We start from the raw sequence: 24412 nt of genomic DNA on the forward strand, positions 1-24412 counted from the left end.
CGTCCAGCGGTGTAGGGGTGGTCTGGACGGATCGGCGCGCTCAGTCGGTGGGACGGGAGGCGTCGGCGTCGGCGTCGGGCGAGGGGGTGGCCGCGTCGGGGCTCGAGGCGGCGGGGTCGGCCGCGCTCGGGTCCGCAGCTCCGGGATCCGCAGCGCCGAGGTCGGCGGCGCCGGAGTCGGCAGCACCCTGCTCGGCTGTACCGGTCTCCTCACCGTGCACCTCTGCAGCGGACGCTTCAGCCGCAGTCTCCGCCGCACCCGCCGGGTCGAACCGCGCCAGCGCCGCGGTGATGTTGTCGTGCCCGCCGCGCTCGTTCGCCCAGGCGACCAGCGCCTTCGCGAGCGTGACCGGATCCGCGCCCACCCGCTCCTGCGCGTCGCGGAGCACGCGCGCGAGGTCCTCGGCGGCGGACGCGTAGTTCCACAGCCCGTCGGAGCAGACCAGCACCCAGCCCGGCTCGGTCAGCTCCTCGGAGGCGACCCGCGGCTCCTCGTCGTGCGCGTCGGCGCCGAGCCAGCGGGTGATGGCGTGAGCGTCGGGCGCCGTCTCGGCCTGCTCCCGCGGCACTCCCGAGGCGATCTGCTCCTGCGCCCACGAGTCGTCGACCGTGAGCTGCCGCGGCTCGCCCGCGTCCGGCATCCAGTAGCTGCGGCTGTCGCCCACGTTGCCCGTGACGAGCAGCGCGCCGTCCAGCACCGCCGCGGTGAAGGTGCACGAGGGCGGATTCGACCGCTTCTCGGGCACGGCCGCGTCGATCGCTCCGGAAGCGCGCGCGGTGGCCATCTGCAGCAGCGCGCGCCAGCGGTCCGCTCCCGCGCTCTCCCCGCCGACCTCGGCCTGCAGCGCGCTGAGTGCCGCACGGGCCGCGGCGAGCGACGCCTTGTCGGAGTCGGGGGTCGAGGAGACCCCGTCGCAGACCACGAGCAGCGCCGTCCTCAGAGAGCCGTCGGCGCCGGTGGTCGCCCCGAGCGCCATCGCGTCCTCGTTGGCCGGATGCCGGAGCCCGCGGTCGCAGACGCCGCCGACCAGCGGGTGCGGCGCTTCGGCCCAGTGCTCGCGCTCGGTCGGAGCTGGGCGTCCGCACTGCTCGCAGTAGCCGTCCTCGGCGACCGCTCCCCCGCAGTAGACGCAGGCGGCGGATCCTCCGACGGCGACGGGCGGAGCGGAGGGGGTGGCCGCGACGATCAGCGGCGTCCCGCAGGCCTCGCAGAACGCGTCGCCCGTCGTGACCGGCTCGCCGCAGTTCGGGCAGGGAGTCGACAGCGCGCCGCTCATGTCAGCGTCCAGCGTCGGACCTCGTTGGCCCGGTCGACGAGGCGCAGGCGCTCGTCGCGCTCGCGAGTTGAGGCGGCGAGCGCGCGGTAGGAGGCCTCGAGGCCGTCGCGGATGGCGGCCTCGTTCGCCTCGACTCCGCCGAGGGTCGCTCCCTCGGCCGGGCCGTCGCGCCGCACCAGCTCGAGGGCGGAGGCGAGGACCTGGGTCGTGAGCTCGAGGCGGGTCCGCTGGTCGATCGACACGGAGTCGACGCTCGCGAGGGCGGCCGAGAGCGCGGGCAGCCCGCGGCCCGACTCCGCCAGCAGCTCCGCCCGGCGGCGGCGCGCGTCGGAGTAGGAGGAGCGCGTGGGCGCGACGATGTCGAGCGCGTCGAGCGCCCCGTCGAGGTCGGAGCGCAGCTGCCGCACCCGGGCGAGACCGAAGGCGGCGGGTGCCGTGTAGTTCGCGTCGGCGCGGGCGCAGATCACGTAGAGGGACTCGGCGACCTCGGGCTCACCGCTCGCCTCGCACGCCGCGGCGAGCGCGAGCTTCGGGGCGAGCTCGCCGGGGACCTGCCCGTAGACGGTGTTGAAGGAGGCGCGGGCCCCGATGTCGTCGCCGCGCGCGAGCTGCGCGAGACCGCTCATCCAGACCGCCCGCCACTCCCACGGGTCCTCCGTGAGTATCTCGCCCGTCGCGCGGGCCGCCTCCTCCCAGCGCTGCGCCTCGATCGCCGCCCGGGCGCGGGCGAGCCGCACCTCGACCGTCACGGTGGGCGCGAGCGCGAGAGCGCGCAGGCGCACGATCGGGTCGGCGACGTTCACGCCCGCGAGCCACGACCGGGCGGGATCGGACTCGTCGCGGCGGAGCGCCGGCAGCGCGTCCCACGGCGGGACGCGGTCGACCACGTCGGCCACGGGCGCCTCGAACAGGGCCGACTCCGTCGAGTGCAGCGCGGGGTGTCCGGGACCGCGGTCGGTCGCGACGACCTCGCGCAGCACTCCGAGCAGCTGGCCGCGCATCTCGTCCACCGTGGCGAAGCGGTCCTGCGGGTCGGGAGCGCATGCCTTCGCGATCAGGCGGTAGAAGGAGTCGTAGCGCTGGAACAGCGGCGTCTCCGACACGGGCGGCAGCGAGGCGACGAAGGTCGTCTGGTTGCCGCGGAAGTCGAGCACCAGCGAGGCCAGCGTTCGGCCGATCGTGTAGACGTCGGAGGCGACCGAGGGACCGAGGTCGGCGACCTCCGGAGCCTGGTAGCCGACGGTGCCGTAGATGGCGGAGTCCTCGTCGTCGATCCGGCGCACTCCGCCGAGGTCGATCAGCTTGACCTGGTCGCCCACCTGGATCATGTTGTCCGGCTTGAAGTCGCAGTAGAGCAGGCCGTGGTCGTGCAGGTAGGCGAAGGCGGGCATGACCTCGAGCACGAAGGCGAGCGCCTGGTCCACCGGCAGCGGATCCGCGGCGCCGCCGTTGGCGTCCAGCCGCTCCTTCAGGATCTGCTTGAGGCTCGGCCCGCCGACGTACTCCATCACGATGTAGCCGGCGCCGTCGTGCAGGACGAAGTTGTAGATCTCGACGATCAGCGGGTGCTCGACCTCGGCCAGGAACCGGCGCTCGGTGACGGCCGCGGCGTACGCGTCGGGGTCGCCGGAGTTGAGCAGGCCCTTGAGCACCACCCAGCGCCCCGAGACGTTCCGGTCGCGCGCGAGGTAGATCCAGCCGAGGCCGCCGTAGGCCAGGCAGCCGACGACCTCGTACTGGCCGCCGACCACGTCGCCCTTCACCAGCTGCGGAGTGAACGAGAACGGCGTGCGGCAGTTGGGGCAGAACCCCTCGGTGCGGCCGGGCCGACCGTCGCGCCCGCGGCCGACGGCGGTGCCGCAGTGCGAGCAGAAGCGCTTGCGCTCGGGGAGGACCGCCTCGGTCATCAGAGCGGCCATCGGGTCGGCGGCCGGGCGGGACGGGACGGTGGTGAGCCCGGCGCCGAGCCTCGGGCCGCGCAGTCGGGTCGAGGTGGTGCCGACGCGGCGGGTGACCTTCGAGCCGGTCTGCGCCGTGCGGGCGGAGCCGAGGGCGGCGGTGGCGAGGCGGGCGGAGGAGGTGCGCGTGCTGCGCGCGGTGGCCGACTCCTCCGCGGGCCCGGGTGCCGTGGCGCCGGGGGTGCCCTCGACGAAGCCGGTGCCGAAGGCGGCGGAGGCGGTGGCCGGCGGGGAGGCCGGAGCGGCGCGGCGCGCGGTCGGCGTGGAGGCGGCGGCGCCCTCCTCGGGCGGGAGGCCGCAGACGTTGCAGTAGCCGTCCTCGATCGTCCCGGTGCAGCCGGGAGTCGCGGTGCAGGGGGCGCCGTTCATGGGGTGGCCTTCCGGTGGTGCGCGGGGTCGGGCTGCGGGAGGTCGCGGGTGACGACGTCGTACTGCTCGACCAGGTGACGGGCGAGCGGGACGGAGCACGGCACCGTGTCGAGGGCTGCGCGCACCTCCTCCTCGGCCGCGACGCCGACGGCGGTGGCAGCGCGGCCGTTGCCCTCGGCACGCTCCCGCAGCGCCCGGAGGCGGAAGCCGAGGGCGGCCCGGGTGCGCAGCGGCGAGGTGTAGGCGGCCTCGACCGCGTCGAACGCGCGGCCGACCGCGGTGAGCCGGGCGAGGTGCGCGTCGAGCGCCTCGCGGTCGGACGGAGGATCGCCCAGCCGGGAGACGTCGGGCACGGCCAGCCGCGGCGGGTCGGCGATCTCGCGGCGGCAGCGGGCCACGAGCTCGCGCAGCGGCGCCTCGCGTCGCTCGGCCGCCTCCGCCAGCTCGCGCGCCCGACGGCGGTCGCGCTCGAGTCCGCGCCGCTCGGACGCGGCGATGATCAGGTCGCGCTCGAGCCGGGCGGAGTCGCTCTCGAGCTGGCCGAGCGGCCCCGACACGTCGGCTCCCCGGCCCGCCCGCTCAGCGAGCGCGTCGAGGCGGGAGCGCAGCACGGCGACCCGCTCCGCCCGCTCGCGGTCGACCGTGCCGCCGCCGTCACGGGTGAGGTCGCGGCAGCGCTCGATCTCGGCGCGCACCCCCACGATCCGCCCGGCGACGTCGGTGCCGCTGGGGTCGAGCTCGAGCCGGGAGCGCAGCTGGCCGACGACCGCGTCGCAGAGGCGCACCGCCTCCACCAGCGAGACCGCGCCGCTCCCGGAGGCGTCGAGACGGCCCCAGATCAGCTGCGACATCCGCTCGCGCGCCACGACGTCGACGCGGCCGGAGTCCCAGACCGCCTCGAGCTCGGCGAGGCGCCGGGTGACGGACTCGCGGAGCGACTGGGCGAGCACCACGTCGGCCGTGTAGTTCTCGGCCTGCGGCGACGCCAGCGCGGCGGCGTCCAGCCGCGAGAGCTCGCGCGTGGTCCGCTGGAGCCAGCGGGTGAGAGCGGCGAGGTACTCGAAGAGCTCGCGCTGCGGCGCGGCCTCCCCGAGCCGGCCCGGAGCGACGGGGGTCCCCTCCGCGAGACCGGTGCTCATCGGCCGTACACCGGGGAAGGCGGCGAGGCCTCGCCGAGGACCCCCAGCCAGCGCTCGTAGATGCTCTGCCAGCGGCCGTCGCTGCGGATGCTCTCGAGCGAGGCGTTGACGAAGCGCACGAAGTCGGGGTCGTCGGCGGGCAGGCCGAGGCCGTAGGGCTCCGAGCTCAGGGCGTCGCCGACGACCTTCGCGTACGGATCCTGCGCCACGAAGCCCGCGAGGATCGTGTCGTCGCCCGCGATGGCGTCGACCTCGCCGGCCTGGAAGAGGGCGAGGCACTGCGAGTGCGTGGCGGCCTCGACCGCCTCGACCTCCGGGTAGTCGTTCTGCAGGCGGCTGAGTGTCGTGGTGCCGCTGGGCGCGCAGACCCTCTCGCCGTCGAGGTCGCCGATGCCCGTGATCGGGACTCCGTCGGGGTCGTCGGAGACGAGCACCTTGAGGCCGGCGTCGTAGTACTCGGACGAGAAGGCGATCGAGCTCCAGCGATCGCAGGTCATCGTGAGGGTGCGGGCCACCATGTCGACCTGCGGGGCGCCGTCGCCGCCGGTGAGCGCGGGGAGGCGCTGAGCGGAGGTGATCACGACGTAGTCGATGGAGTCGCTGCCGAGGATCGCCCGGGCGACCTCGCGGGCGATGTCGACGTCGAAGCCCTCGATCGCCCCCGTGATCGGGTTGCGGGCGCTCATCAGGAGGGTGTCGGCCGAGACGCCGACGCGCAGGGTCCCGCGCCCGCGGATCTCCGCGAGCCTGGTGCTGTCGGTCACGCCGGTCGGCGCGTAGGAGGTGACCGCCGAGGGCGAGCAGTCCGCCGCGGCAGGAGCGGCGGGAGCGGACGCGCTCGCCGTCGGAGTCGGGATCGCCGCGGCGAGGGGCGTGCCGAGGTCTTCCGCCCCCGTCGTGCAGCCGGTGAGGGCGAGAGCCGCGGCGGTGGCCAGGGCGAGGGCGGCGGCGCGCAGGCGGTTCATCGGTACTCCTCCAGTCGCTGGGCGATGCCGCGCCAGGCGAACACGGCTCCGGCGAGACCGGCCGCCAGCAGGATCCACGAGACGAGGGTCGCGAACTCCGCGCCTCGATCGAGCGTGGTGGCGGCGGCCAGTGCCTTCTCCTGCACCACGTCGCGGGCGTCGTCGGAGAAGGTGGTGAAGAGGTCGTTCGGCGTGCCGTTCCCGGTGATCGTGGCGACGCGGACGGCCTGGTCCCAGTTCCCGGCGTCGTCCGCCTCCCGGATCTCCTCGTGGAACGACTGCCACTGCCCGAACTCGTCGACGAGCCGTGTCCTCGCCAGCTCGTCCTGCAGGTCGCCCGAGAGCTTCTCCCGGGCGGAGTCGACGGCCTGGGTGTAGCGCTCCTCGAGGGCGGCGCCGGAGCCGCGCTTGATCAGCGTGAAGCTCTCGAGCGACTTGGCGTCGCTCGCGGCGATGAGCGCGTTGGACACGGTGAGCGCCTCGCGGTAGGACTCGACGCGCGCCGTCCCCGCGTCCGCCGCGACCGATCCGTAGGCGAGCGCCCCGCCGACGCCGACGACCAGCAGGAGGGCGGTCCCCGTGGCGAGCGGGCGGTTGAGGTAGCGGTGCGTACGGCGGGCGAGCCAGAGCTGCGCCGCCAGGAGGAGGACCAGCATCACGAGCGAGCCGATCATGAGCAGGACGCTCCAGCGGACGGCGTCGTAGGCGGCCGCGACCCGGTCAGCGCCGGAGTCGACGAGCCCGTCGAGGTCCTCGAGGATGCCGCCGTCTCCCGAGAGGGCAGTCGACGCCTGGTCGAGGTACGCCGAGGCGACGGGGAAGCCCTGCCGGTTGTTGGCCCGCGCCTGCTCGATCAGCCCGCTGTAGGTCGTGATGCTGCTGGCGACCCGGGCGAGGGCCCGGGTGTCCGCCGAGTCGGCGGCCGAGAGCCCGGCGATCGCGGAGGCGGCGCCGGTGAGGCTCGAGACGTACGACGCCCGCAGCTCGGTCGGCTCCAGTCCGCCGACGAGGAAGGTGTTGGCCGCGATCGCGTTGGCGTCCACCAGCAGCGTGCGGACGTTCTGCACGCCGAGCAGCTGCGCCGACTGCTCCCGGGCCGTCGTCGCGGCGCGCGCCTGCATCGCTCCTGCCTGCTGCGCGAACACGCCGAACAGCACGGCCGCCAGCGCCGTCAGGGCGAGCAGGAGGCGCAGGGTGGCCGGAGTGGTCGCGGTCGCGCGGGCCAGCAGCGACGGCTTCCGCTGCGCCGGCCGGTTGGCGACCTGGACGAGGGGCGGCTCGGGGATCCTCTGCGCGGGCGGCGCGGCGGGTGCGGTGCTCAACGGCTCTCCTCCTCGGGGTCGTCGGTGACGGGGACGGCCGTGCCGCTCGGGGCGGCGTCCGCCTGCCCGAGGGCCTCCTCAGAGCCGTCGACCGCGCCCTCGTCGTCGTCGCCGGCTCCGTCCGGGCTGCTCGAGGCTTCGGGGCTCTCCACCACGTCCTCGGGGAGCAGGATGCGCAGCTCGTCGAGCGTCGGCTCCTCCACGTCGCGGAGGCGCCAGGCGTGCCGGGCGATCGCCGCGTCGAGGACGTTGCGGACCCAGCGCCCGTTGCCGAACGCCTCCGTGCGCTGCTGCGCCGAGGCGAGGCCCGCGAACGCGGCGAGCGCCTCCTCCGTCGGCTCGAAATCCGCGGAGGCGGCGAGGCGGCCGAAGATCGCCGAGAGCTCGTCGTCGGAGTAGTCGGCGAAGTCGATCGTGGTCGAGAAGCGGCTGGCGAGTCCCGGGTTCGTGTCGAGGAAGCCCTGCATCGGCCCGGAGTAGCCGGCGACGATCACGACGAGGTCGCCGCGGTGGTCCTCCATGTCCTTCACGAGGGTGGTGACCGCCTCCGCGCCGTACTGGTCGAGCGCGAGCGCGTAGGCCTCGTCGATGAAGAGGACGCCGCCGCGAGCGGAGGCGATCACCTCCGCGGTCTTCGTCGCGGTCTGCCCGAGGTAGCCGGCCACCAGCTCCGATCGGTCGACCTCGACGAGCACGCCCTTCGAGAGGATGCCGAGCGAGCGGTAGATCCGCGAGACCAGCCGCGCCACCGTCGTCTTGCCCGTGCCGGGGTTCCCCGTGAAGACGAGGTGGCGGGTGAGCGTGGGCGTGCTGAGTCCGGCGGCCTGGCGCAGGGTGTCGATCCGGAGCAGCTGCGTCTGCCGCTTGATCTCGCTCTTCACCCGGTCGAGGCCGATCAGCGCGTCGAGCTCGGCGAGCAGGTCGTCGATGGACTCCGGCGGGTCGAGCGGCTCCGGCTCGGAGGCGGGCTCCGCGGCGGGAGCGGCGGCGGGCGCCGGCTCGTCCTGAGGACCGTCGTGCTCGGTCCGGCGGAGGCGCTCGAGGATCTCGTCGACCCCGGGCACGCCGGCGGGCAGACCGGTCGGCAGGTCGGCGCCCGCGGCACCGTCCGGCGACCGGCCGGTCGTATGCGGTACTCCTCCGCTCGTCGTCGGAGCGGCGCCCCGGGCGCCCGGGACGGCGGAGAGCTGGGCCGCGGCGGTCGCGGAGGCGGAGGCGATGCCGCCGATGCCCGGGTCGCCGAGAGCGCTGGCCGCCGAGACGACCTCGGTCAGGGCGCGGGCGTAGGCGGAGGAGTGGTGAGAGCCCGCGCCGACCAGGGCGGCCAGCTGATCGGTCGGCCCCGACCGCCAGCGCCGGCCGCTCGAGGCGGCGGTGAAGAACGCCTCCAGACCGCCCGTCGCGCCGGTCGCCGCGAGCCAGTCCTGCCCGGCGCCGCGGATCGACTCGGCGACGGCGGCGGCCAGCCGCGCACCCTCGTCGCGGACGGCCGCGGCGTCGAGGCCGGCGGCCGTCCCCGCGAGCACGAGGGCGTCCAGCGCCGGGGCGAGCGCGGTCACGAGGCGCTCGGCGGGGTCAGCGAGCCGGATCCGGATGGCGCTCCCGGCTGCGGAGGCGCGTCGAGACCGCTCGGGGAGAGCGAGGACTCCGTGAACTTCTCGGCCAGGAACTGCCCGTGCGCGATCAGCGCCGAGGCGTCCTGCCGCGAGACGGCGTCCGAGATGCGGTCGAGCGTGCCTCCGAGGAGGTCGAGCTGGTCGCAGAGGATCATCAGCGAGGTCTTCCCCCTGTGCACGGCGCGGCGGTCGGCGAAGTCCCTCGGCAGGCGGAGGTAGCCCTCCACCGCCTCGGGGAGGTAGCTGGTCGCGGTCGCGACGACGGTGTGGCCCTGCCGGCTCATCCCGCCGAGGCGGTCGAGACGGGGCACCATCTCGCGGACCGTCTCGTCGATCCGCTGGATGCGCGCCGCGACGATGCCGGGCACCCGGCCCTCCGTCCGCGTGCCGACCCGGTCGAGCGCCGCGAGGATGTCGTCGCTCGTCGGGACGCTCGGCAGAGCGGGCGCGGTCTCCTCCGGCGCCGCGGGGGCACCCGTGAACAGTCGGGAGAACCAGCCCATCGGCTAGCGGCCGAGATCGAGCGAGGACGTCGCGTCGATGTCCGAGTTGCTGCGGCGGGCCCGCTCGACGTACTCGCCGGCCTTCGCCGTCTCGGTCTGGAGGACTCCGACGGTCTGGGCCATGCTGTCGAGCGCCTTGATCTTGAAGTCCGAGATCGAGTCCATCGTCTGGTAGATGTTCGCGAACGCGGCCTGCAGCTGCGGCAGCCCGACCGTGGCCGAGGCGGCCTGCGACTGGATCGAGGCCGACTGGTCGGCGAGCATGCGCGAGGTGGCCTCGATCATGTTGGACGTCGTGGTGTTCAGCGCCGTGATCTGATCGAGCACGAGGCGCTGGTTGGCGAGCGCCTGCGCCACGATGACCGCCGTGCGCAGCGCCGAGACGGTCGTGGTCGTCGCGCGGTCGACGCCCTTGATCAGCTCGACGTTGTTCTTGATGACGACGTCGATCGCGAGGTAGCCCTGGATCGACACGGCCAGCTGGGTCAGCAGGTCCTGGTGCTTCTGGCGCGCGTAGAAGAGGACGTCCTCGCGGAGCGCCTTCGCCCGCTCCGGATCGGTCGCGTCGAGCTCGGCGATCTTCGCCGAGAGCTTCACGTCGAGCCGCTCGGCGACGTAGATGTACTCGTTGAGACGGGTCATCGTCTCCCAGAGGTTCTGCTTCTCGAGGTTCAGGGCCGCGTTGTCCTTCCGCAGCTCGTCCTGCCCGTCGTACAGGGCCTGGATGATCGCGTTCAGGTGCGACTGGGCGCTCTCGTAGCGGCGGAAGTAGTCGGTGATCTTGTTGCCGAACGGGATGAAGCCCAGGATCTTCTTCTGCAGGTTGTCCTCGGACGGGTCCAGATCCTCCACCGTGCGACGCAGCTCGAGCAGCGTCTTGCCGATGGTCGACCCCTCGGAGAGCCCGCCCTCCTGGAGGGCGCGCACCGGCGTGCTCAGCAGCCGGTTCGACGAGTCGGCGGCCGAGCGGATGTCGGCGTCGCCCATCGTGCGGATGTCGTTGGCCCGCGTCGCGAACTCGGGGCTGCGGGACTCCGTCGCCAGGAGCGTGTCGAGGTAGCCGTCGACCTTCGCCTCGAGGCCGGGCAGGGCGGCTTCCGGCACCTTCGGCGCGATCGACGGCGCCGAGGTGGTCGGCACCGCTGCCACCGGCTCCGGAGGCGTGAGCGAGAGGGCGTTCTGGACGGGCGGCTGCAGGGCCTCGGTCATCGGGATCCTCACCGTTCCTGGCGCTCGGCGCCGACTGGGATGAACGTCCGACCAGCATATCCCGGGCCCTCCCGCGGGATCCCCGCGAGCCGCCTCGTCCGAGGACTCGACGCGATCGGGCGGCTGTGGAGGAGCATCCGCCGCCGGTCAGACCGCCTTCGGGCGCCTCCGCAGCGTCGCCACCGCGACTCCGGCCAGGGCGAGCGCGCCTCCGAGCAGCGCGGCGAGCGGCGGGGTCTCGCCCAGGACGAGCCAGGACAGCAGCACGACCACCGCGGGCACCGCGTAGGTGGACGCCGCGGTGCGACCCGCGCTGGAGCGCCCGAGGACGTACCCCCACGTCGTGAAGGCGACGGCCGTCGGGAAGATCCCGAGGTAGACCACGGCCAGGATCGAGGAGAGCGGAGCGGCGGCGAGCGCCTCGACGAGCTCCGGTGCGAAGGGCAGACACGCGACCGTGCCGGCGAGGCAGCCGAGCCAGGTCATCGTCGGCGCGTCGATCCGGCCCAGCAGGCGCTTCTGCAGGGTCGCCGCGCTGCCGTAGACGACGGCGGCCACCAGGCCGAGGGCGACGCCGATCACGTCGAACTGCCCGGTGGAGGTGGAGAACGCGATCACCGCGACGCCGGTCAGGGCCACGAGCATCCCGGCGAGGAGACGGCGGGGGAACCCCTCCCCCAGCAGCAGACCAGCGAGCACGGCGGTGATCATCGGCGCGATGTTCACCAGCAGCGCCGCCGTCCCCGCGTCGACGTGCCGCTCCGCAGCGTTCAACGCCAGGTTGTAGACCCCGAACCAGGCGACCCCCCAGCCCAGCACGAGCAGGAGGAGGCGCCCGCGCGGGACCGCCGTGCGCGGATCCGGAGCCGCCTCCGAGCGGCGCCTCCGGGCGGTGAGGACGACGCGCACCACCGTGAGCGCGAGCGACCCCACCACGATGCGGCCGAGGGTCAACGCGCCCGGGCCGAAGTCCTCCGTCGTGGCGCGGATGCCGACGAAGGCCGACGCCCAGAGCAGGACGGTGACCGCGATCGCGCCCCACAGCAGGAGGGCGTCCCTCGTGGAGGGCGGGGCGGAGGAGGAGACGTCGGTCATGAGGCCATCGTGGCGCTGCCGGGGATTCAGCACCAGTTCCGTTCACTGTCGAATCGTTCAGCCGGACTGTACGGTCGTCTCATGCTCGACGTGCACCGGCTCCGCATCCTCCGCTCCGTCGTCGCCTCCGGCTCGATCGCGGGAGCCGCCTCCGGCCTCGGCTACACGCCCTCCGCCGTCAGCCAGCACCTCACCGCTCTGCAGCGCGAGACCGGCCTGACGCTGCTGGAGCGCGTGGGCCGCGGCGTCCGCCCGACCCCCGCCGGACGCGCCCTCGCCGCCCAGGCGGACCGCGTCCTCGAGCGCCTCGCCGAAGCGGAGGCCGTGGTGGAGGAGCTGCGCGAGGGCCGCTCCGGCCGCCTCTCGGTGACGTACTTCGCCTCCGTCGGCAGCGCCTGGATGCCGGAGGTCGCCCGCCGGCTGACCGCCGCGTTCCCCGGCCTCGCCCTCGATCTGCGCCTGGGAGAGGAGCTCGACGACGACCTCGGAGCGCGCCCCGACGTGCAGCTCCTCGTCGCCTCCTCCGAGCCGACCGCCCCCGGATTCACGGCGCACCACCTCCTCGACGACCCCTACCTCGTCGTCCTGCCCGACGGTCATCCGCTCGCCTCACGGAGCGAGATAGACCTCGCCGAGCTCGCGAACGAGCGCTGGGTCGACAACGACCTGCCCACCGGCTGGTGCCGCCGGAACGTCGTGGAGGCCTGCGCCGCCGCCGGGTTCGCGCCGCCCTTCCACGTCCAGGCGAACGACCACATCACCGCCGCCGCGTTCGTCGCCGCGGGCATGGGAGTGACGGTCCTGCCGGAGCTCGCGGCCCACCGCCTGCCGGACGGCGTCCGCGCCGTGCCCGTCGTCCGTCCCCGGCCCGTCCGCTCCCTCGAGGCCGTCGTGCGCAACTCCGCCGCCTCCTCCGCACCGGTGGCCCTGGTGCTGGAGACACTGAAGGCACTCGCCGCACGCCGTTGAGCGCGCCTGCACGGGCGAGCTCGCAGCACACCGGAGCACGATAGGCGCGTGAGCTCCGTCGAACCCGTCACCCGTTCCGCGCCCGCGCTCGGCGGACCGCGCATCCTGAAGCAGCGCTGGACCGAGGCGACGTTCCTGCACTGGCGGGTCGACCCCGCCCTGGTGGCGCCCCACCTCCCGGCCGGGACGAGGCCCGACGAGCACGACGGCTCCTCCTGGGTGGGCCTGATCCCGTTCCGGCTCTCGCGGACAGCCTTCCTCGGCGGCCCGCGGGTGCCCTGGCTCGGCACCTTCCCCGAGGTGAACGTCCGGCTCTACTCCGTCGACGAGCAGGGACGACGCGGAGTCGTGTTCGTCTCGCTCGACGCCTCCCACCTCCTTCCCGTGCTCACCGCGCAGGCGGTGTTCGGGCTCCCCTACCGCTGGGCCCGGATGAGCATCGAGCACCGCCACGGCGCGGTGATCTACGACACGATCCGGCACTCGGACTCGGCCGCCCGCTCCCGGATCGTCGTCCGCCCGGGCGACCCGGTCGGCGAGGACCCGCTCGCCTCGTTCCTCACTGCACGCTGGGCCTACCACGAGCGCCACCTGGGCTCCACCTGGTACGGCCGCAACCTGCACCGGCCGTGGCCGTTGCGCCGCGCGGAGCTACTGGCGCTCGACGACGGGCTGCTCGACGCCGCGGGCTTCCCCGGGCTGGCGACGCGCGCGCCGGACTCGGTGCTGTACTCGGCGGGAGTGGAGACCGTGTTCACGGTGCCGCGGAAGGTGTGAGGGGGGGCGACGCTCCTCCACAGACGGTTCTTCGCGATGCTGTCCGATGAAACGGCGCTCCCGAGGCCCACGGCGAGACTTCGTCCGGTGAGATCAGGGCATGAAGGAATCGGCGACAGTAGACGACGCGCTCACGGAGGCGCTCGCGCTCGCCGGCTCACGGCACGCTGAGCGGTCCGCCGTCGAGGCATCCCGGTACCGGGCAGTCGAGGAGGCACGCCGCCTCGCGATGGCGGCACCGGCGGCGCTCGTCGGCGAGCACGTCCAGGTGCAGGTGGATCGGGCGGAGGCGGCGCACCGGGCGCTGATCGCGGAGCTCGCGACGAGACTCCGGGTCTCGGAGGCGCACGCCTCTGCACTGGTCGACGAGGCACGCCTGCTGGTGAACGACCTCCCGGCGACGTTGCGCGCACTCGCGGACGGAGCGCTCTCCCCCGAGCACGCGCGACTCGTGGTGCGAGGAGCGCTCGACGTCCCGGCCGAGGTCCGTGGGCGCTTCGACGAGGAGGCCGCCACGATCGCGGTCGCCTGCACGCCGCCCCAGCTGCGACGCGCCCTCCGGTCGCTCCGGGAACGGCTGCACCCGCAGACGCTCAGCGAACGTCATCGGGACTGCGCCCGTCGTCGCGCGCTCTGGGTGGAGGGCCTCGACGACGGGATGGCGATCCTGCACCTCTACACCGCAGCTCCCGATGTGCTCGGCGCGATGGACAGGATCGACCGGGCCGCCCGCTCCCTCGCGGATCTGCCGGACGAGGAGCGGACGCTGGGCCAGCTCCGCGCAGACATCGCCGCTGCGCTGCTGGTCGACGGGGAGACATCGGCCGACGGAGACGGCACGTCGATGCCGGCGGGAGTGCGCGCCGAAGTCGCGGTGACCGTGCCGGCGCTGACCCTCCTCGGGCGGTCCGACCAGCCCGCCGTCCTCGACGGATACGGACCCGTCGATCCGGAGACCGCGCGGCGTCTCGCAGCAGGTGCTCCCTCGTTCACGCGGCTGCTCACCCATCCGGAGAGCGGAGCGGTCCTCTCCGTCGGACGCGACTCCTACCGAGTGCCGGCGGACCTGCGTCGCCACCTCCAGCACCGCGACGGGACCTGCCGGTTCCCGGGATGCACCCGCAGCACCCGCCACGCGGACGTCGACCACACGAACGACTGGCAGCACGGAGGCACCACGTCGGCCGACAACCTCGCACACCTCTGCCGACACCACCACCGGCTCCGCCACACCACGGGGTGGACCCACCGGCAGGAGCCGGACGGCACGCTGCGCTGGACGAGCCCGACGGGACGGCAGCATGTCACCCGGCCCGGGGAGCCGGGGAACGGGACGGAGGGCGGACACGATCCGACCGGGACCGGCGGGCCGTGACAAGGGGCAGGTCGAGTGGCGTGGACCGGCAGGTCAAGGGGCGGGCCCGCTTCGGCGCGCCTGCGTAGCGTGGACGGCACGGGCCGATAGGCGCGGAAGCGACAAGAGGGGCAGCGACATGGCAGGAACGAAGGACAGGAAAGACGCGACGACGGGGACCTCCGCGGTGCTCTTCGACATCGACGGGACCCTCGCCGACACGAACTTCCTCCACGTCGAGGCGTGGTCGCGCGCCTTCTGGCAGGCCGACCTCGTCGTGCCCGCCTGGCGCATCCAACGAGCGATCGGCGCAGACTCGTCGGAGCTGCTCGACATGCTCCTCGAGGACGAAGTGAAGGAGGAGCAGCGCGCACTGGTGAAGTCGCTGCACACCAAGAACTACACCGAGACGACAGCACGCATCGTTCCACTTCCGGGAGCTCGCGAGCTCGTCGCGACGCTCGTCGGTCGAGGCGTCCACGTCGTCCTCGCCACCTCGGCACCGCAGAACGAGCTGGACGTGCTTCTCGACGTCCTCGACTTCGGCGGGTCCGTCCACGCTGTCACCAGCGGCGCCGACGTCTCCACCGCCAAGCCAGCACCCGACGTAATCTCTATCGCGCTCGACCGCGCGGGTGTCTCCGTCGACCGCGCCGTCATGGTCGGCGACGCGACCTGGGACGTCCTGGCCGCCGAGCGCGCGGGCCTGGCAACGGTCGGAGTCCTCTCCGGCGGTACCTCGGAGCACGAACTCCGCGAGGCCGGGGCCGTCGCCGTCTACGAGGACGCGGCGGCCGTCCTGACCGGTCTCGGCGAAGGGCCCCTCGCGAGCCTCCTGAACTGACCGACCGCCACCCCAGGAGGCTCACGAGCCTCAGTCGCGGGTTCGCCGTCGCAGCACGAGGAGCGTCACTCCGATGGCGGCGGCGACCGCGGCGAGAGCGCCGCCGATCCACAGGACGTCCCCGAGGAGTGCCGGGTCCGATCCGGACGTCGCCTGCGCCTCGTCGGCGGACTCGGCCTGTCCTCCTGAGACCGCGACGGTGCCGTTGCAGTCCGGGACCGAGTCCGACCCGTCGGCGAGCGCGGTCCCGTCGGACGGCGCCCAGTCGAACGCGTACTGGCCCGACACGGGGTGCCCGTCGGTGGACACGACCTGCCAGGTCACCTCGTACTCCCCCGCCGCGCCGAGCTCGAGCGGCATCGACGCTTCCGGCCCGACGACGCTGACGCAGCCGTCGCCGTAGTAGAGCCCGTCCGGCCCGACGACGCGCAGAGCCGCCGCCGTTCCGTCCGTCCCGAGGACGAGCAGGTCGTCGTTCGTCGTCAGCACCAGCGTTCCCGGCTGCTCCGTCACGGTCGAGTCCGCAGCGGGAGTCGTCGAGACGAGGTAGTTGTGCGCGCTGGCGGGCGCCGCCACCGCGATCGAGCCGAGCAGCCCGATCGCGGTAACGGCGACGAGGGCCTTCCGACGGGTCACGCCGACGCCCGGGGTCCGCGGCGGCGGGAGGCGAGCCCGACGGCCACGCCGACCGCGCCGACGACGAGCCCGCCGACTCCGAGGATGCGGGCGAGCACGTCGTCGCCGCTCGTGGCCGTCGTCGCCGAGGCGGTGGTCGCGACCGCGTCGTCACCGTCGCCGTCGTCGTCGTGTCCGCCCCCGTGGCCGGACCCCGCTTCCGCCGCGGTCACCGCGACGGTGGGAGCGGGCAGCTCGGGCTCGTCCTGGCCGTCGACGGTCGGCTGGTCCCAGGCGGTGCTGCCGGTCTCGCACGTCTGCAGCACGGGGAACTCCAGCGTGGAGCCGGCTGCGTCCTCGGGGAGCTGAAGCTGGAGGGCGACGGTGTCGCGGTAGCCGTCGGCGAGGGGCGTCTTCGCCGTGTAGACCACGTCCGAGACCCGCTTGGTCGCGGTGTTCCCGTGGGAGTCGGTGACCGGGTCGGCGATCGCGACCTCGTTCTTCACGACGTCCCAGTTCGGGTTGATCGTCGGGCTGACCGAGTTGATGCCGTCGGGCATCGTGATCGTGAGTCCCGTCGTCGGCGAGCCCTCGCAGCCGTGGGCCAGCGAGAACGTCACCACCGTGTACGAGCCGGCGGCGGTGCTGCTCGCCGCCGCGGTCACGTGGGCGCTGGCCGCCGTGGGCGCGGCGACAGCGAGCGCGATCGATCCGGCGGCGACGAGTGCGCCGCTGCCGACGAGGCGGAGCCGCGAGAAGGAAGAAGAAGAAGAAGAACGGGTCATGACGGTCGTGTCCTCGGGGGAGATCCGGCGCGGGGCCGGGAGTTCTGGACGCAGCGCGGGTGCGCGGTGCGTGCGGGGCGCCGACCGGAGCCGCTCCCGCACGGGAGGGGCGTCAGGCGGCGCGGAGGACCCGCAGCGGCGGCCCGCGGTGCCGGAGGATCGAGAGGACCGCGTCGAGGGATCGAGTCGCCCGCGGCTCGTGGGTGCCCGTCATCGAGACGCCGGGGACCGACGGGAGCGCGACCGCGGACGCGCGGGCGACGATCCGAACGACGACGCGCTGGAGGCCTGCTCCCAGCGTCCAGAAGAGGCGCTCGCCGTACCGGAACGCCGCGATCGTGAAGGCAGCCGCAGCGAGGTGGGCGACGAGCATCAGCGGAGCGTGGGCCGCGTGTCCGCCTCCGCCGGCGATCAGCTCGATGGTCGACCCGTCGTGGAAGTGCGCGCCGGTGCCCGTCGTCCCGACCACGCTCACCTCCCCACCGCTGCCCGTGATGAGGAAGAGGCCGTGGTACGCGATCTGGCTGAGGAGCACGGAGAGCGTCAGCCGGGGAAGGGACGGACGGCGCCCCGAGAGGAGGACGCAGACGACGACGGCGAACGCCGCGGCGAGGGCGAGCACGGCAGGAGCGGGGGTCTCGGCGCCCGCGAGGGTGTGGGAGGCGGCGGCCGTGGCGGTCGCGGCGAGAGCGGCGGCGACGCCGCGAGCCACTCGTGCACCTCGGGTCTGCACTCGCCCGTCCTCTCGTCGTCGCGTCGACGCGTGCGCGCGACGTCTCCAGGATAATCGACGCGGCGGAGCAGCTCCCCGCCGTCCCGGTTCCCTGCCGTTACGAAGCCGTTACCTAGATCACCGAAAGAAATCCAAACCCCCGCGGGGAGGGCTCCGAACACATGTCAACGGCCGCGACACGGTCCACACAGAACAGGTCCTCCGCATCACGTGGGGGCCGTCTCACGAAGGAGTAATCCCATGCGATCCACCAAGCGTTCCGCCCTCGCCGCATTCGCCCTGCTGGGCACCGCCGCCCTCGGCCTCACCGCCTGCTCGAGCGGAAGCGGCTCGACCACCGCCGCCAGCGACGCGGCGACCGAGATGTCGACCCCGATGGCCACCTCGTCGGCCTCCGCCTCCTCGACCCCCATGGCGACCATGGACCCGGCCGCGAACCTCGTCGGCCCCGGCTGTGCCGCGTACGCCGAGCAGGTCCCGGACGGCGCCGGCTCGGTCGAGGGCATGTCGCTCGACCCCGTCGCGACCGCCGCGTCGAACAACCCGCTGCTCACCACCCTGACCGCTGCGGTCTCCGGTGGCCTCAACCCCGACGTCAACCTCGTCGACACGCTGAACAGCGGCGAGTTCACCGTCTTCGCCCCGGTCGACGACGCGTTCGCCAAGCTCGACGCCGCGACCGTCGACTCCCTCAAGACCCCCGAGGGCGCCGCCACGCTGTCCTCGATCCTGACCTACCACGTCGTCCCCGGCCAGATCGCCCCTGACGCGATCGCCGGCGACCACGCCACCGTCCAGGGTGGCAACCTCACCGTCACCGGTTCCGGCGACGACCTGAAGGTCAACGACGCGTCCGTCATCTGCGGTGGCGTCCAGACCGCCAACGCGACCGTCTACCTCATCGACACCGTGCTGACCCCCCCGGCCAGCTAATTCCCCTCACCGGCTCCGGCCGGTGAACACGCCGAAGGGCGGGCACCGCGAGGTGTCCGCCCTTCGGCGTTCGTGCGTGCAGAAGCCTTGCGCGAAGCCGGGCACTGCAGAGTCGTCCGGCACAGAGTCGTCCAGCACAGAGCCGTCCAGCACAGAGTCGCGCAACGCAGCGCCGCCCCACGGGAAGCCGCACAGCGAGGAGCCCTGCGCAGCGCGGAGTCGGAGGGTCACCACGACCCGGCATTCGCCGTCACGCCGCACCACAGAACCCACCATGAACGACACGAGGCGCGGACCCCGATGCAGGGGTCCGCGCCTCGTCGTCGTGCGGTCGGCGGCTACTCGACCGGGGCGCTGATCTCGCGCAGGACGCGGTCGCCGGGGCGGGCCTCGATCATCTCGGCCTCGATCTCGGCACGGTCGAGCAGCTCCTCCATGCGGCGGCGGCGGTTGCGCGTGATGAGCGTCACGACCGTGCCCGTCTTGCCCGCGCGGCCGGTGCGGCCGGAGCGGTGGAGGTAGGTCTTGTACTCGTCGGGAGCGTCGGCCTGGATCACCAGGTCGATGTCGTCGACGTGGATGCCGCGCGCGGCCACATCGGTCGCGACCAGCACGTCCACGCGTCCGCTGGTGAGCAGTGCGAGGTTGCGGGTGCGGCGCGACTGGTTGAGGTCGCCGTGGAGGCTCGTCGCGGGGATGTCCGCGTGGTCGAGCTGCTCCGCGAGCTGCTCCGCGAACGCGCGGGTCCGGGCGAAGATCAGCGTCTTGCCCTGGCGGGCGGCGAGCTGCTCGATGATCTCGGCCTTGTCGCGGTGCTCGATCAGGAGCACGCGGTGGTCGATGGTCGAGGACGCCTGGTCCTCGCCGGCGACCTCGTGGACGCTCGGCTCGACCAGGAACTCGTCCACGAGCGTCGCGACGCCCTTGTCGAGCGTGGCCGAGAACAGCAGCCGCTGGCCGCCGTCGGCGGTCTGGCGGAGGATGCGCTGCACGGGCTCGAGGAAGCCGAGGTCGCACATGTGGTCGGCCTCGTCGAGCACCGTGATGGTGATGTTCGAGAGGTCGAGGCGGCCCTGCTCGACGAGGTCCTCGAGGCGGCCCGGCGTCGCGATGACGATGTCGACTCCGCGCTGGAGGGCTCCGACCTGCTTGTACTGGGGGACGCCGCCGTAGATGGTCGTCGTGAACAGGCCGACGGAGCGGGCGATCGGCTGGATCGTCCGGTCGATCTGCATGGCGAGCTCGCGGGTCGGCGCGAGGATGAGCGCGCGCGGAGCGCGGCCCGGCTTGCGGCCCTTCGCTCCGTTGTTCTCCATCAGGCGCTCGACGACGGGGGCGCCGAAGGCGATGGTCTTGCCGGAGCCGGTCTTGCCGCGTCCGAGGACGTCCTTGCCGGCGAGCACCTCGGGGATGGTCGCGGCCTGGATCGGGAACGGCGCGGCCGCTCCGAGCTCGGTCAGCATCCGGACGATGTTCCCGCCCAGGCCGAGGTCGCCGAAGGTGACGCCCTCGACGTCGACGGCGAGCGTGGCCGTCGCCTCGAGGCGCTCGAGCACGACGTCGTCTGCCTGATGCGGCGCGCGGGCGTCGCGGCTGGGGTAGAAGTCCGAGCCGGAGTCGCGGCGCGAGGGCCGGGAGTCGCGGTCGAACGAGCGGGTCGGGCGGTCGCCTCGGTCGTGGCCGCGCGAGGGACGCGCGTCCCGGTCGAAGGAGCGAGCCGGACGGTCGCTGCGGTCGAACGAGCGGGCGGGACGCTCGGTGCGGTCGTAGCCGCGCGAGGGGCGCTCGTCGCGGTCGCCGGTACGGGCGGGCCGGTCGTCGCGTCCGTAGGAGCGGGCCGGACGATCGTCGCGGTCGTTGGAGCGGGCCGGACGCGCATCGCGGTCGAAGGAACGGGCCGGGCGATCGCTCCGGTCGAAGGAACGCGCCGGACGCTCATCGCGCCCGTAGGAACGGGCCGGACGGTCGTCTCGATCGTTCGAGCGCGCCGGACGCGCGTCACGGTCGAAGGAACGGGCCGGGCGATCGCTCCGGTCGAAGGAACGCGCCGGACGCTCATCGCGCCCGTAGGAACGGGCCGGACGGTCGTCGCGGTCGTTCGAGCGGGCCGGACGCGCGTCGCGGTCGTAGCCGCGCGAGGGCCGCTCGTCGCGGTCGTTCCCGCGGGCGGGCCGATCGGCGCGCTCGGTGGCCCGCTCGGCGCGCTCGTCGGCGTTCCAGCGCGCCTTCTTGGGGGCGTTCTCGTCGACGGCGCGGAAGCCGCGGTGGCCCTCGCTGCGCGAGCCCGGCTTGGCGCCGGGGAAGCGCGAGCGGCCGCCGAGCTGGGACTTGCCGCTCGAGGCGCCGAAGCGGTTGGGCTCGAAGTTCTTGGCCGGACGTCCGCCGGCGGGCTTCTTGTTCTTGGGCATGGCAGTTCTTCCTGGGTTCAGGTCGTGCGCGAGGAGGCGACGCCGGAGGAGCCCCGTCGTGAGGGGCGTCCGTGCGCTGGACTGCTGCGGGGCAGCAGGGGGAGAACCCGGGCGAGTCATTGACCGGGGCCGATTCACACATGTGATTCGTCTCACGACGACTGTCGGAGACTCGGCCCACTTGACTAACAAACCCATCCGCACGAGAACGCACGGTGTCAAGAGCCGACCGAGCGAGTCTACACGCGGCCCCGGAGCCTGGCTAGGGCGGGGAGACGTGCGGCCAGGAGCCGCTCAGGTCGCGAGCCGCGAAGCCTAGGAGCCGCGAAGCCCGGGAGTCGCGCACCTCCGCACCCGGTCCCCCGCGGAGTCGCCCCGCATACAGCCCCCTGGCCCCGAGCCGCAGCACGATCGACGCGCGAGCCCGCGCGCAACGACCGCCCGTCCGCTACTGCGACGCCCGCCGAGCCCGGTACGCGGCCACGTTCGCGCGATTGCCGCAGTTGCCCGTGTCGCAGTAGCGCTTCGAGCGGTTGCGGGAGAAGTCCACGAGCACCGCCTCGCAGTCCTCCGCCGCGCAGACGCGGATCCGCTCGCGCTCGTCGCCGCGGATCACGTCGACGAACGCCATGGCGGCCTCGACCAGGATGCGGGTGGCGAGCGGGCTCTCGTCGCGCGTCGCGTGGAGGTGCCAGCCGTAGGGTCCGTGCCGGACCAGCTGCGGGAGCGCGCGGCCGGAGTCGAGCATCCCGTTGACGACGGGGACGAGGTCCTCCTCGGCCCGCGTGAGCCAGAGGGTGCGGAGGGAGGAGCGGATCGCCCGCACGGCCTCCAGCTCCTCGGCCGATCCGTCGCGGCTGCCCGTGTAGCGGTTCTCGAGGAGGAAGTCGTCCAGCTGCTCGATCGTCGCCATCTCGTCCTCGCCGGACGGCGACAGCTCGGGGAGCGTGTTGACGAGGGTGGCGGTGGAGGTCAGCGACGCCTCGACGTCATAGGCGAACACCATGTTGACTCCTGACAGTGCGGCTCAGTAGTGTGCGATCAGCTCGCTGTCACGAGTGTAATCCTTTTGACTCCTGAAGGAGCCGGCCATGACCGCCGAGAGCACCGCCGCCGTCACCCTCCCCGCCGCGAGCGCGCCCGCGCCTGCACGGCGCCTCGGCTCCGGCCTCGTCGCGGCGCTGGCCGCGTCGGCGGCGTTCGGTCTGGGCGGGCCGTTCGTGAAGCCGCTCCTCGAGGCGGGCTGGACGCCGGCGTCCGCGGTCCTCTGGCGGGCGGGCGGCGCGGCCCTGATCCTCGCGATCCCGGCGATCCTGTCCCTCCGCGGCCGCTGGCCCGTGCTCCGCCGCAACCTCGGCACGATCGCCCTCTACGGAGTCTTCGCCGTGATCGCCGCGCAGCTCTGCTTCTACAGCGCGATCGAGCACATGTCGGTCGGCGTCGCCCTGCTGATCGAGTACCTCGCGCCGGTGTTCCTCGTCCTCCTCGCCTGGGCGCGCACGCGCCGGCACCCCGGCCGCTTCACCCTCGCCGGCTCCGCGCTCGCGCTCGGCGGCCTGGTGCTCGTGCTCGACCTGTCCGGCGAGTCGACCCCCGAGCTGGTCGGCATCGCCTGGGCGCTGACCGCCTCGCTCGGCCTGTGCGTCTACTACGTCATCGCCGGCCGGGTGGATCCGGAGCTGCCGCCGATCGCGCTCACGGCGGGGGCGATGACGGTCGGCGCCGCGATCCTGCTGGCACTCGGGGCGCTCCGCGTCACACCGCTGCGCGCGACCTTCGGAGAGGTGGTGTTCGTCGGAGCGGAGGTCAGCTGGCTCCTCCCCGCGGGCGTGATCCTCGGCATGTCGACGGTGCTGGCGTATCTGCTCGGGATCGAGGGCGGACGCCGTCTCGGCACGCGGATCGCCTCCTTCGTCGGCCTGACGGAGGTGCTGTTCTCGATCGCGGCCGCGTGGCTGATCCTCGGCGAGCTGCCCGCGCCGATCCAGTTCGGCGGCGGCGCGCTGATCCTCGCGGGGGTCGTCCTGGTCCGGCTGCAGCGCGAGCCCGGCACCCCCTGATCGCGGGGGTGCCGCATCCGGGGCGCCGGGCACCCCGTACGCTGATCGCACTCATGCGCGAGCCCACCCGATCCCCGCGACGCGTCGCCGCGGTCCTGGCCGCCCTCGCACTCCTCCTCTCGGGCTGCGCGAGCACCACTCCCGTCTCGGAGCCGGTGGCGCAGGCGCTCGGAGCGGCACCCGCACCCGACTGGTCCGGCGTGAGCGTGACGGCCGACGTCGTCTACGACGCGAGCACCGGGCAGAGCGTCGACGTCTGCTCCTCCCCTGCCCCGTCGGCGGAGCCGCGGCCCGCCGTCCTCGTCGTGCACGGCGGCAGCTGGGCCCGTGGAGGCAAGGCCGACGCGAACTGGCGCCCGATCTGCCAGTGGCTCGGATCGGAGGGGTTCGTCGCCGTCTCGGTCGACTACCGCCTCGCGCCCGCCGCCGTGTTCCCCGCGCAGCTCGACGATGTGACGGCCGCCCTCGACTGGCTGCTCGAGCCGGAGCAGACCGCGCGCTTCGGCATCGATCCGGAGCGGGTGGCGGCCTTCGGCGGCTCGGCCGGCGGCAACCTCGCCTCTCTGCTCGGCACGCTGCCGGCGACCTCGTCGCGCCTGGCCGCCGTGGTCGACCTGAGCGGCCCCTCCGATCTCAGCGCCGCCGGCCTCGCCGACGACGACCCGGTGGTCGGAGTCGCGGCCGCCGTGCGCAGCTACCTCGACTGCGCGGACCTGGCCTCCTGCCCCTCCGCGACCGCCGCCTCGCCCCTCGCGCAGGTGGACGGCTCCGAGCCGCCGTTCCTCATCGCGCACGCGGCGCACGAGCGGGTCGCGCTCAGCCAGTCGACCCGCTTCGCGGAGGCGCTGCGCGGAGCGGGCTCGAGCGTCGACCTCCTCGTCCTCCCCGGCTCGCTGCACTCGATCGCGCTCCTCGACGACGCTCTGCGTGCTCGGGTCGTCGAGTTCCTCCGCGCCCACCTGGGCTCGTGAGCGGAGTCGTCGTCCGCCTCGAGGACGCAGCCGCAGCGGAGGGCCTCCTCGCCGCGGTCCCACCCCCGCACGCCCGCGTCCTGATCGCCCGGATCGACGGGGCGGCGGCCGGCGTGCTGGTGCTCGCTCCCGGCCCGGACGACTTCGCCGAGGTGCTGGAGCTCGTGGTCGACTCCGTCCACCGGCGCACGGGAGTCGCCCGACGGCTCGTCGCGGCGGCGGAGTCGTGGGCGCGGGTGCAGCGGATCCGCACGCTGCGCCTGGCCGCCGCTCCGGAGCTCGCCCCAGCGGCCGGGGCGCTCGGCTTCACGGCGATCGACGGCTTCGGAGCCCACGTCGGCGACGACGCGGTGCTCTGCTTCGCGCGTAAGGTCTGAGCAGCGCCCGCTCCGAGGCGAGCCTGGTCCGAGGAGCCCGGCCCGAGGGCCCGTTCGGTCGGAGGCCGACACGGCAGGACGCCCGCTCCGATCCGAGTGCCGCTCCCGGGAGGCGGCCCCGCCCTCGTCCGGCG

At 73.8% G+C, this 24412-nt stretch carries 22 protein-coding genes; 8 read left to right on the top strand and 14 right to left on the bottom strand.

What is annotated here, in order from left to right; genetic code table 11:
- Nucleotides 1–40: 40 nt before the first annotated feature.
- The 9 genes from C5C53_RS06625 to C5C53_RS06665 all read right to left on the bottom strand — a co-directional run bounded on the left by C5C53_RS06625 (nt 41) and on the right by C5C53_RS06665 (nt 11452).
- Nucleotides 41–1276, bottom strand: a complete 1236-nt coding sequence (locus C5C53_RS06625) for a PP2C family serine/threonine-protein phosphatase (RefSeq protein WP_219813964.1) — start codon at nt 1274–1276, stop codon at nt 41–43.
- A complete protein-coding gene (locus C5C53_RS06630; RefSeq protein WP_104223838.1) occupies nt 1273–3603 on the bottom strand; it encodes a serine/threonine-protein kinase in 2331 nt (776 codons plus the stop codon). Before C5C53_RS06630 ends, C5C53_RS06625 begins: the two co-directional genes overlap by 4 nt.
- A complete protein-coding gene (locus C5C53_RS06635; protein ID WP_104267135.1) occupies nt 3600–4742 on the bottom strand; it encodes a hypothetical protein in 1143 nt (380 codons plus the stop codon). Before C5C53_RS06635 ends, C5C53_RS06630 begins: the two co-directional genes overlap by 4 nt.
- Nucleotides 4739–5707, bottom strand: a complete 969-nt coding sequence (locus C5C53_RS06640; protein ID WP_104267136.1) for a glutamate ABC transporter substrate-binding protein — start codon at nt 5705–5707, stop codon at nt 4739–4741. The genes C5C53_RS06635 and C5C53_RS06640 overlap by 4 nt, the downstream gene beginning before the upstream one ends.
- On the bottom strand, nt 5704–7029 hold the full coding sequence (locus tag C5C53_RS17070) for a hypothetical protein (RefSeq protein WP_104226187.1): 1326 nt from the start codon (nt 7027–7029) through the stop codon (nt 5704–5706). Before C5C53_RS17070 ends, C5C53_RS06640 begins: the two co-directional genes overlap by 4 nt.
- The gene (locus tag C5C53_RS06650; protein WP_258065428.1) at nt 7026–8588 is read right to left on the bottom strand and encodes an AAA family ATPase; all 1563 of its coding nucleotides are present in this window, start codon (nt 8586–8588) and stop codon (nt 7026–7028) included. Before C5C53_RS06650 ends, C5C53_RS17070 begins: the two co-directional genes overlap by 4 nt.
- A complete protein-coding gene (locus C5C53_RS06655) occupies nt 8585–9148 on the bottom strand; it encodes a hypothetical protein (protein ID WP_104267137.1) in 564 nt (187 codons plus the stop codon). Before C5C53_RS06655 ends, C5C53_RS06650 begins: the two co-directional genes overlap by 4 nt.
- A gap of 3 nt (nt 9149–9151) precedes the next feature.
- Complete coding sequence (locus C5C53_RS06660) at nt 9152–10357, bottom strand: toxic anion resistance protein (protein ID WP_104223833.1); 1206 nt, start codon at nt 10355–10357, stop codon at nt 9152–9154.
- Nucleotides 10358–10504: 147 nt separating this feature from the next.
- Complete coding sequence (locus C5C53_RS06665) at nt 10505–11452, bottom strand: DMT family transporter (protein ID WP_104267138.1); 948 nt, start codon at nt 11450–11452, stop codon at nt 10505–10507.
- 81 nt (nt 11453–11533) lie between these two features.
- Between C5C53_RS06665 and C5C53_RS06670 the strand changes: the two genes are divergently transcribed.
- The 4 genes from C5C53_RS06670 to C5C53_RS06685 all read left to right on the top strand — a co-directional run bounded on the left by C5C53_RS06670 (nt 11534) and on the right by C5C53_RS06685 (nt 15396).
- Entirely contained in the window at nt 11534–12421 is an 888-nt protein-coding gene (locus tag C5C53_RS06670) for a LysR family transcriptional regulator (RefSeq protein ID WP_104267139.1), read from the top strand.
- Between the two features lie 48 nt (nt 12422–12469).
- Nucleotides 12470–13198: a YqjF family protein gene (locus C5C53_RS06675; RefSeq protein ID WP_104237664.1), complete on the top strand. Its 729-nt coding sequence runs from the start codon at nt 12470–12472 to the stop codon at nt 13196–13198.
- A 100-nt stretch (nt 13199–13298) separates the two neighbouring features.
- The gene (locus tag C5C53_RS06680) at nt 13299–14573 is read left to right on the top strand and encodes an HNH endonuclease signature motif containing protein (RefSeq protein ID WP_104267140.1); all 1275 of its coding nucleotides are present in this window, start codon (nt 13299–13301) and stop codon (nt 14571–14573) included.
- Nucleotides 14574–14691: 118 nt separating this feature from the next.
- Nucleotides 14692–15396 (top strand): HAD family hydrolase, encoded by a 705-nt coding sequence (locus C5C53_RS06685; protein ID WP_104267141.1) that lies wholly within the window; start codon nt 14692–14694, stop codon nt 15394–15396.
- A gap of 30 nt (nt 15397–15426) precedes the next feature.
- On the opposite strand, the gene C5C53_RS06690 is transcribed toward C5C53_RS06685, so the two are convergent.
- The 3 genes from C5C53_RS06690 to C5C53_RS06700 all read right to left on the bottom strand — a co-directional run bounded on the left by C5C53_RS06690 (nt 15427) and on the right by C5C53_RS06700 (nt 17508).
- Nucleotides 15427–16032 (bottom strand): copper resistance CopC family protein, encoded by a 606-nt coding sequence (locus C5C53_RS06690; protein WP_104267142.1) that lies wholly within the window; start codon nt 16030–16032, stop codon nt 15427–15429.
- A complete protein-coding gene (locus tag C5C53_RS06695; RefSeq protein ID WP_104267143.1) occupies nt 16029–16796 on the bottom strand; it encodes a YcnI family protein in 768 nt (255 codons plus the stop codon). Before C5C53_RS06695 ends, C5C53_RS06690 begins: the two co-directional genes overlap by 4 nt.
- 112 nt (nt 16797–16908) lie before the next feature.
- On the bottom strand, nt 16909–17508 hold the full coding sequence (locus tag C5C53_RS06700; protein ID WP_104267144.1) for a hypothetical protein: 600 nt from the start codon (nt 17506–17508) through the stop codon (nt 16909–16911).
- A 261-nt stretch (nt 17509–17769) separates the two neighbouring features.
- Here C5C53_RS06700 and C5C53_RS06705 point away from each other — a divergent pair, with 261 nt between their 5' ends.
- Nucleotides 17770–18462 (top strand): fasciclin domain-containing protein, encoded by a 693-nt coding sequence (locus C5C53_RS06705; protein WP_104223824.1) that lies wholly within the window; start codon nt 17770–17772, stop codon nt 18460–18462.
- 338 nt (nt 18463–18800) lie between these two features.
- Here C5C53_RS06705 and C5C53_RS06715 read toward each other — a convergent pair whose 3' ends face one another.
- Complete coding sequence (locus C5C53_RS06715) at nt 18801–20870, bottom strand: DEAD/DEAH box helicase (protein ID WP_104267146.1); 2070 nt, start codon at nt 20868–20870, stop codon at nt 18801–18803.
- Between the two features lie 448 nt (nt 20871–21318).
- Nucleotides 21319–21876: a CGNR zinc finger domain-containing protein gene (locus C5C53_RS06720; protein WP_104226176.1), complete on the bottom strand. Its 558-nt coding sequence runs from the start codon at nt 21874–21876 to the stop codon at nt 21319–21321.
- A gap of 85 nt (nt 21877–21961) precedes the next feature.
- Here C5C53_RS06720 and C5C53_RS06725 point away from each other — a divergent pair, with 85 nt between their 5' ends.
- The 3 genes from C5C53_RS06725 to C5C53_RS06735 are packed head-to-tail and all read left to right on the top strand — an operon-like array spanning nt 21962 to nt 24278.
- On the top strand, nt 21962–22930 hold the full coding sequence (locus tag C5C53_RS06725; RefSeq protein ID WP_104267147.1) for a DMT family transporter: 969 nt from the start codon (nt 21962–21964) through the stop codon (nt 22928–22930).
- Nucleotides 22931–22983: 53 nt separating this feature from the next.
- Nucleotides 22984–23901: an alpha/beta hydrolase gene (locus tag C5C53_RS06730; RefSeq protein ID WP_104267148.1), complete on the top strand. Its 918-nt coding sequence runs from the start codon at nt 22984–22986 to the stop codon at nt 23899–23901.
- Nucleotides 23898–24278, top strand: a complete 381-nt coding sequence (locus C5C53_RS06735) for a GNAT family N-acetyltransferase (protein ID WP_104267149.1) — start codon at nt 23898–23900, stop codon at nt 24276–24278. The genes C5C53_RS06730 and C5C53_RS06735 overlap by 4 nt, the downstream gene beginning before the upstream one ends.
- Nucleotides 24279–24412 lie beyond the last annotated feature (134 nt).

This window comes from Rathayibacter sp. AY1E3 (genome assembly GCF_002932235.1).
Lineage (GTDB): Bacteria > Actinomycetota > Actinomycetes > Actinomycetales > Microbacteriaceae > Rathayibacter.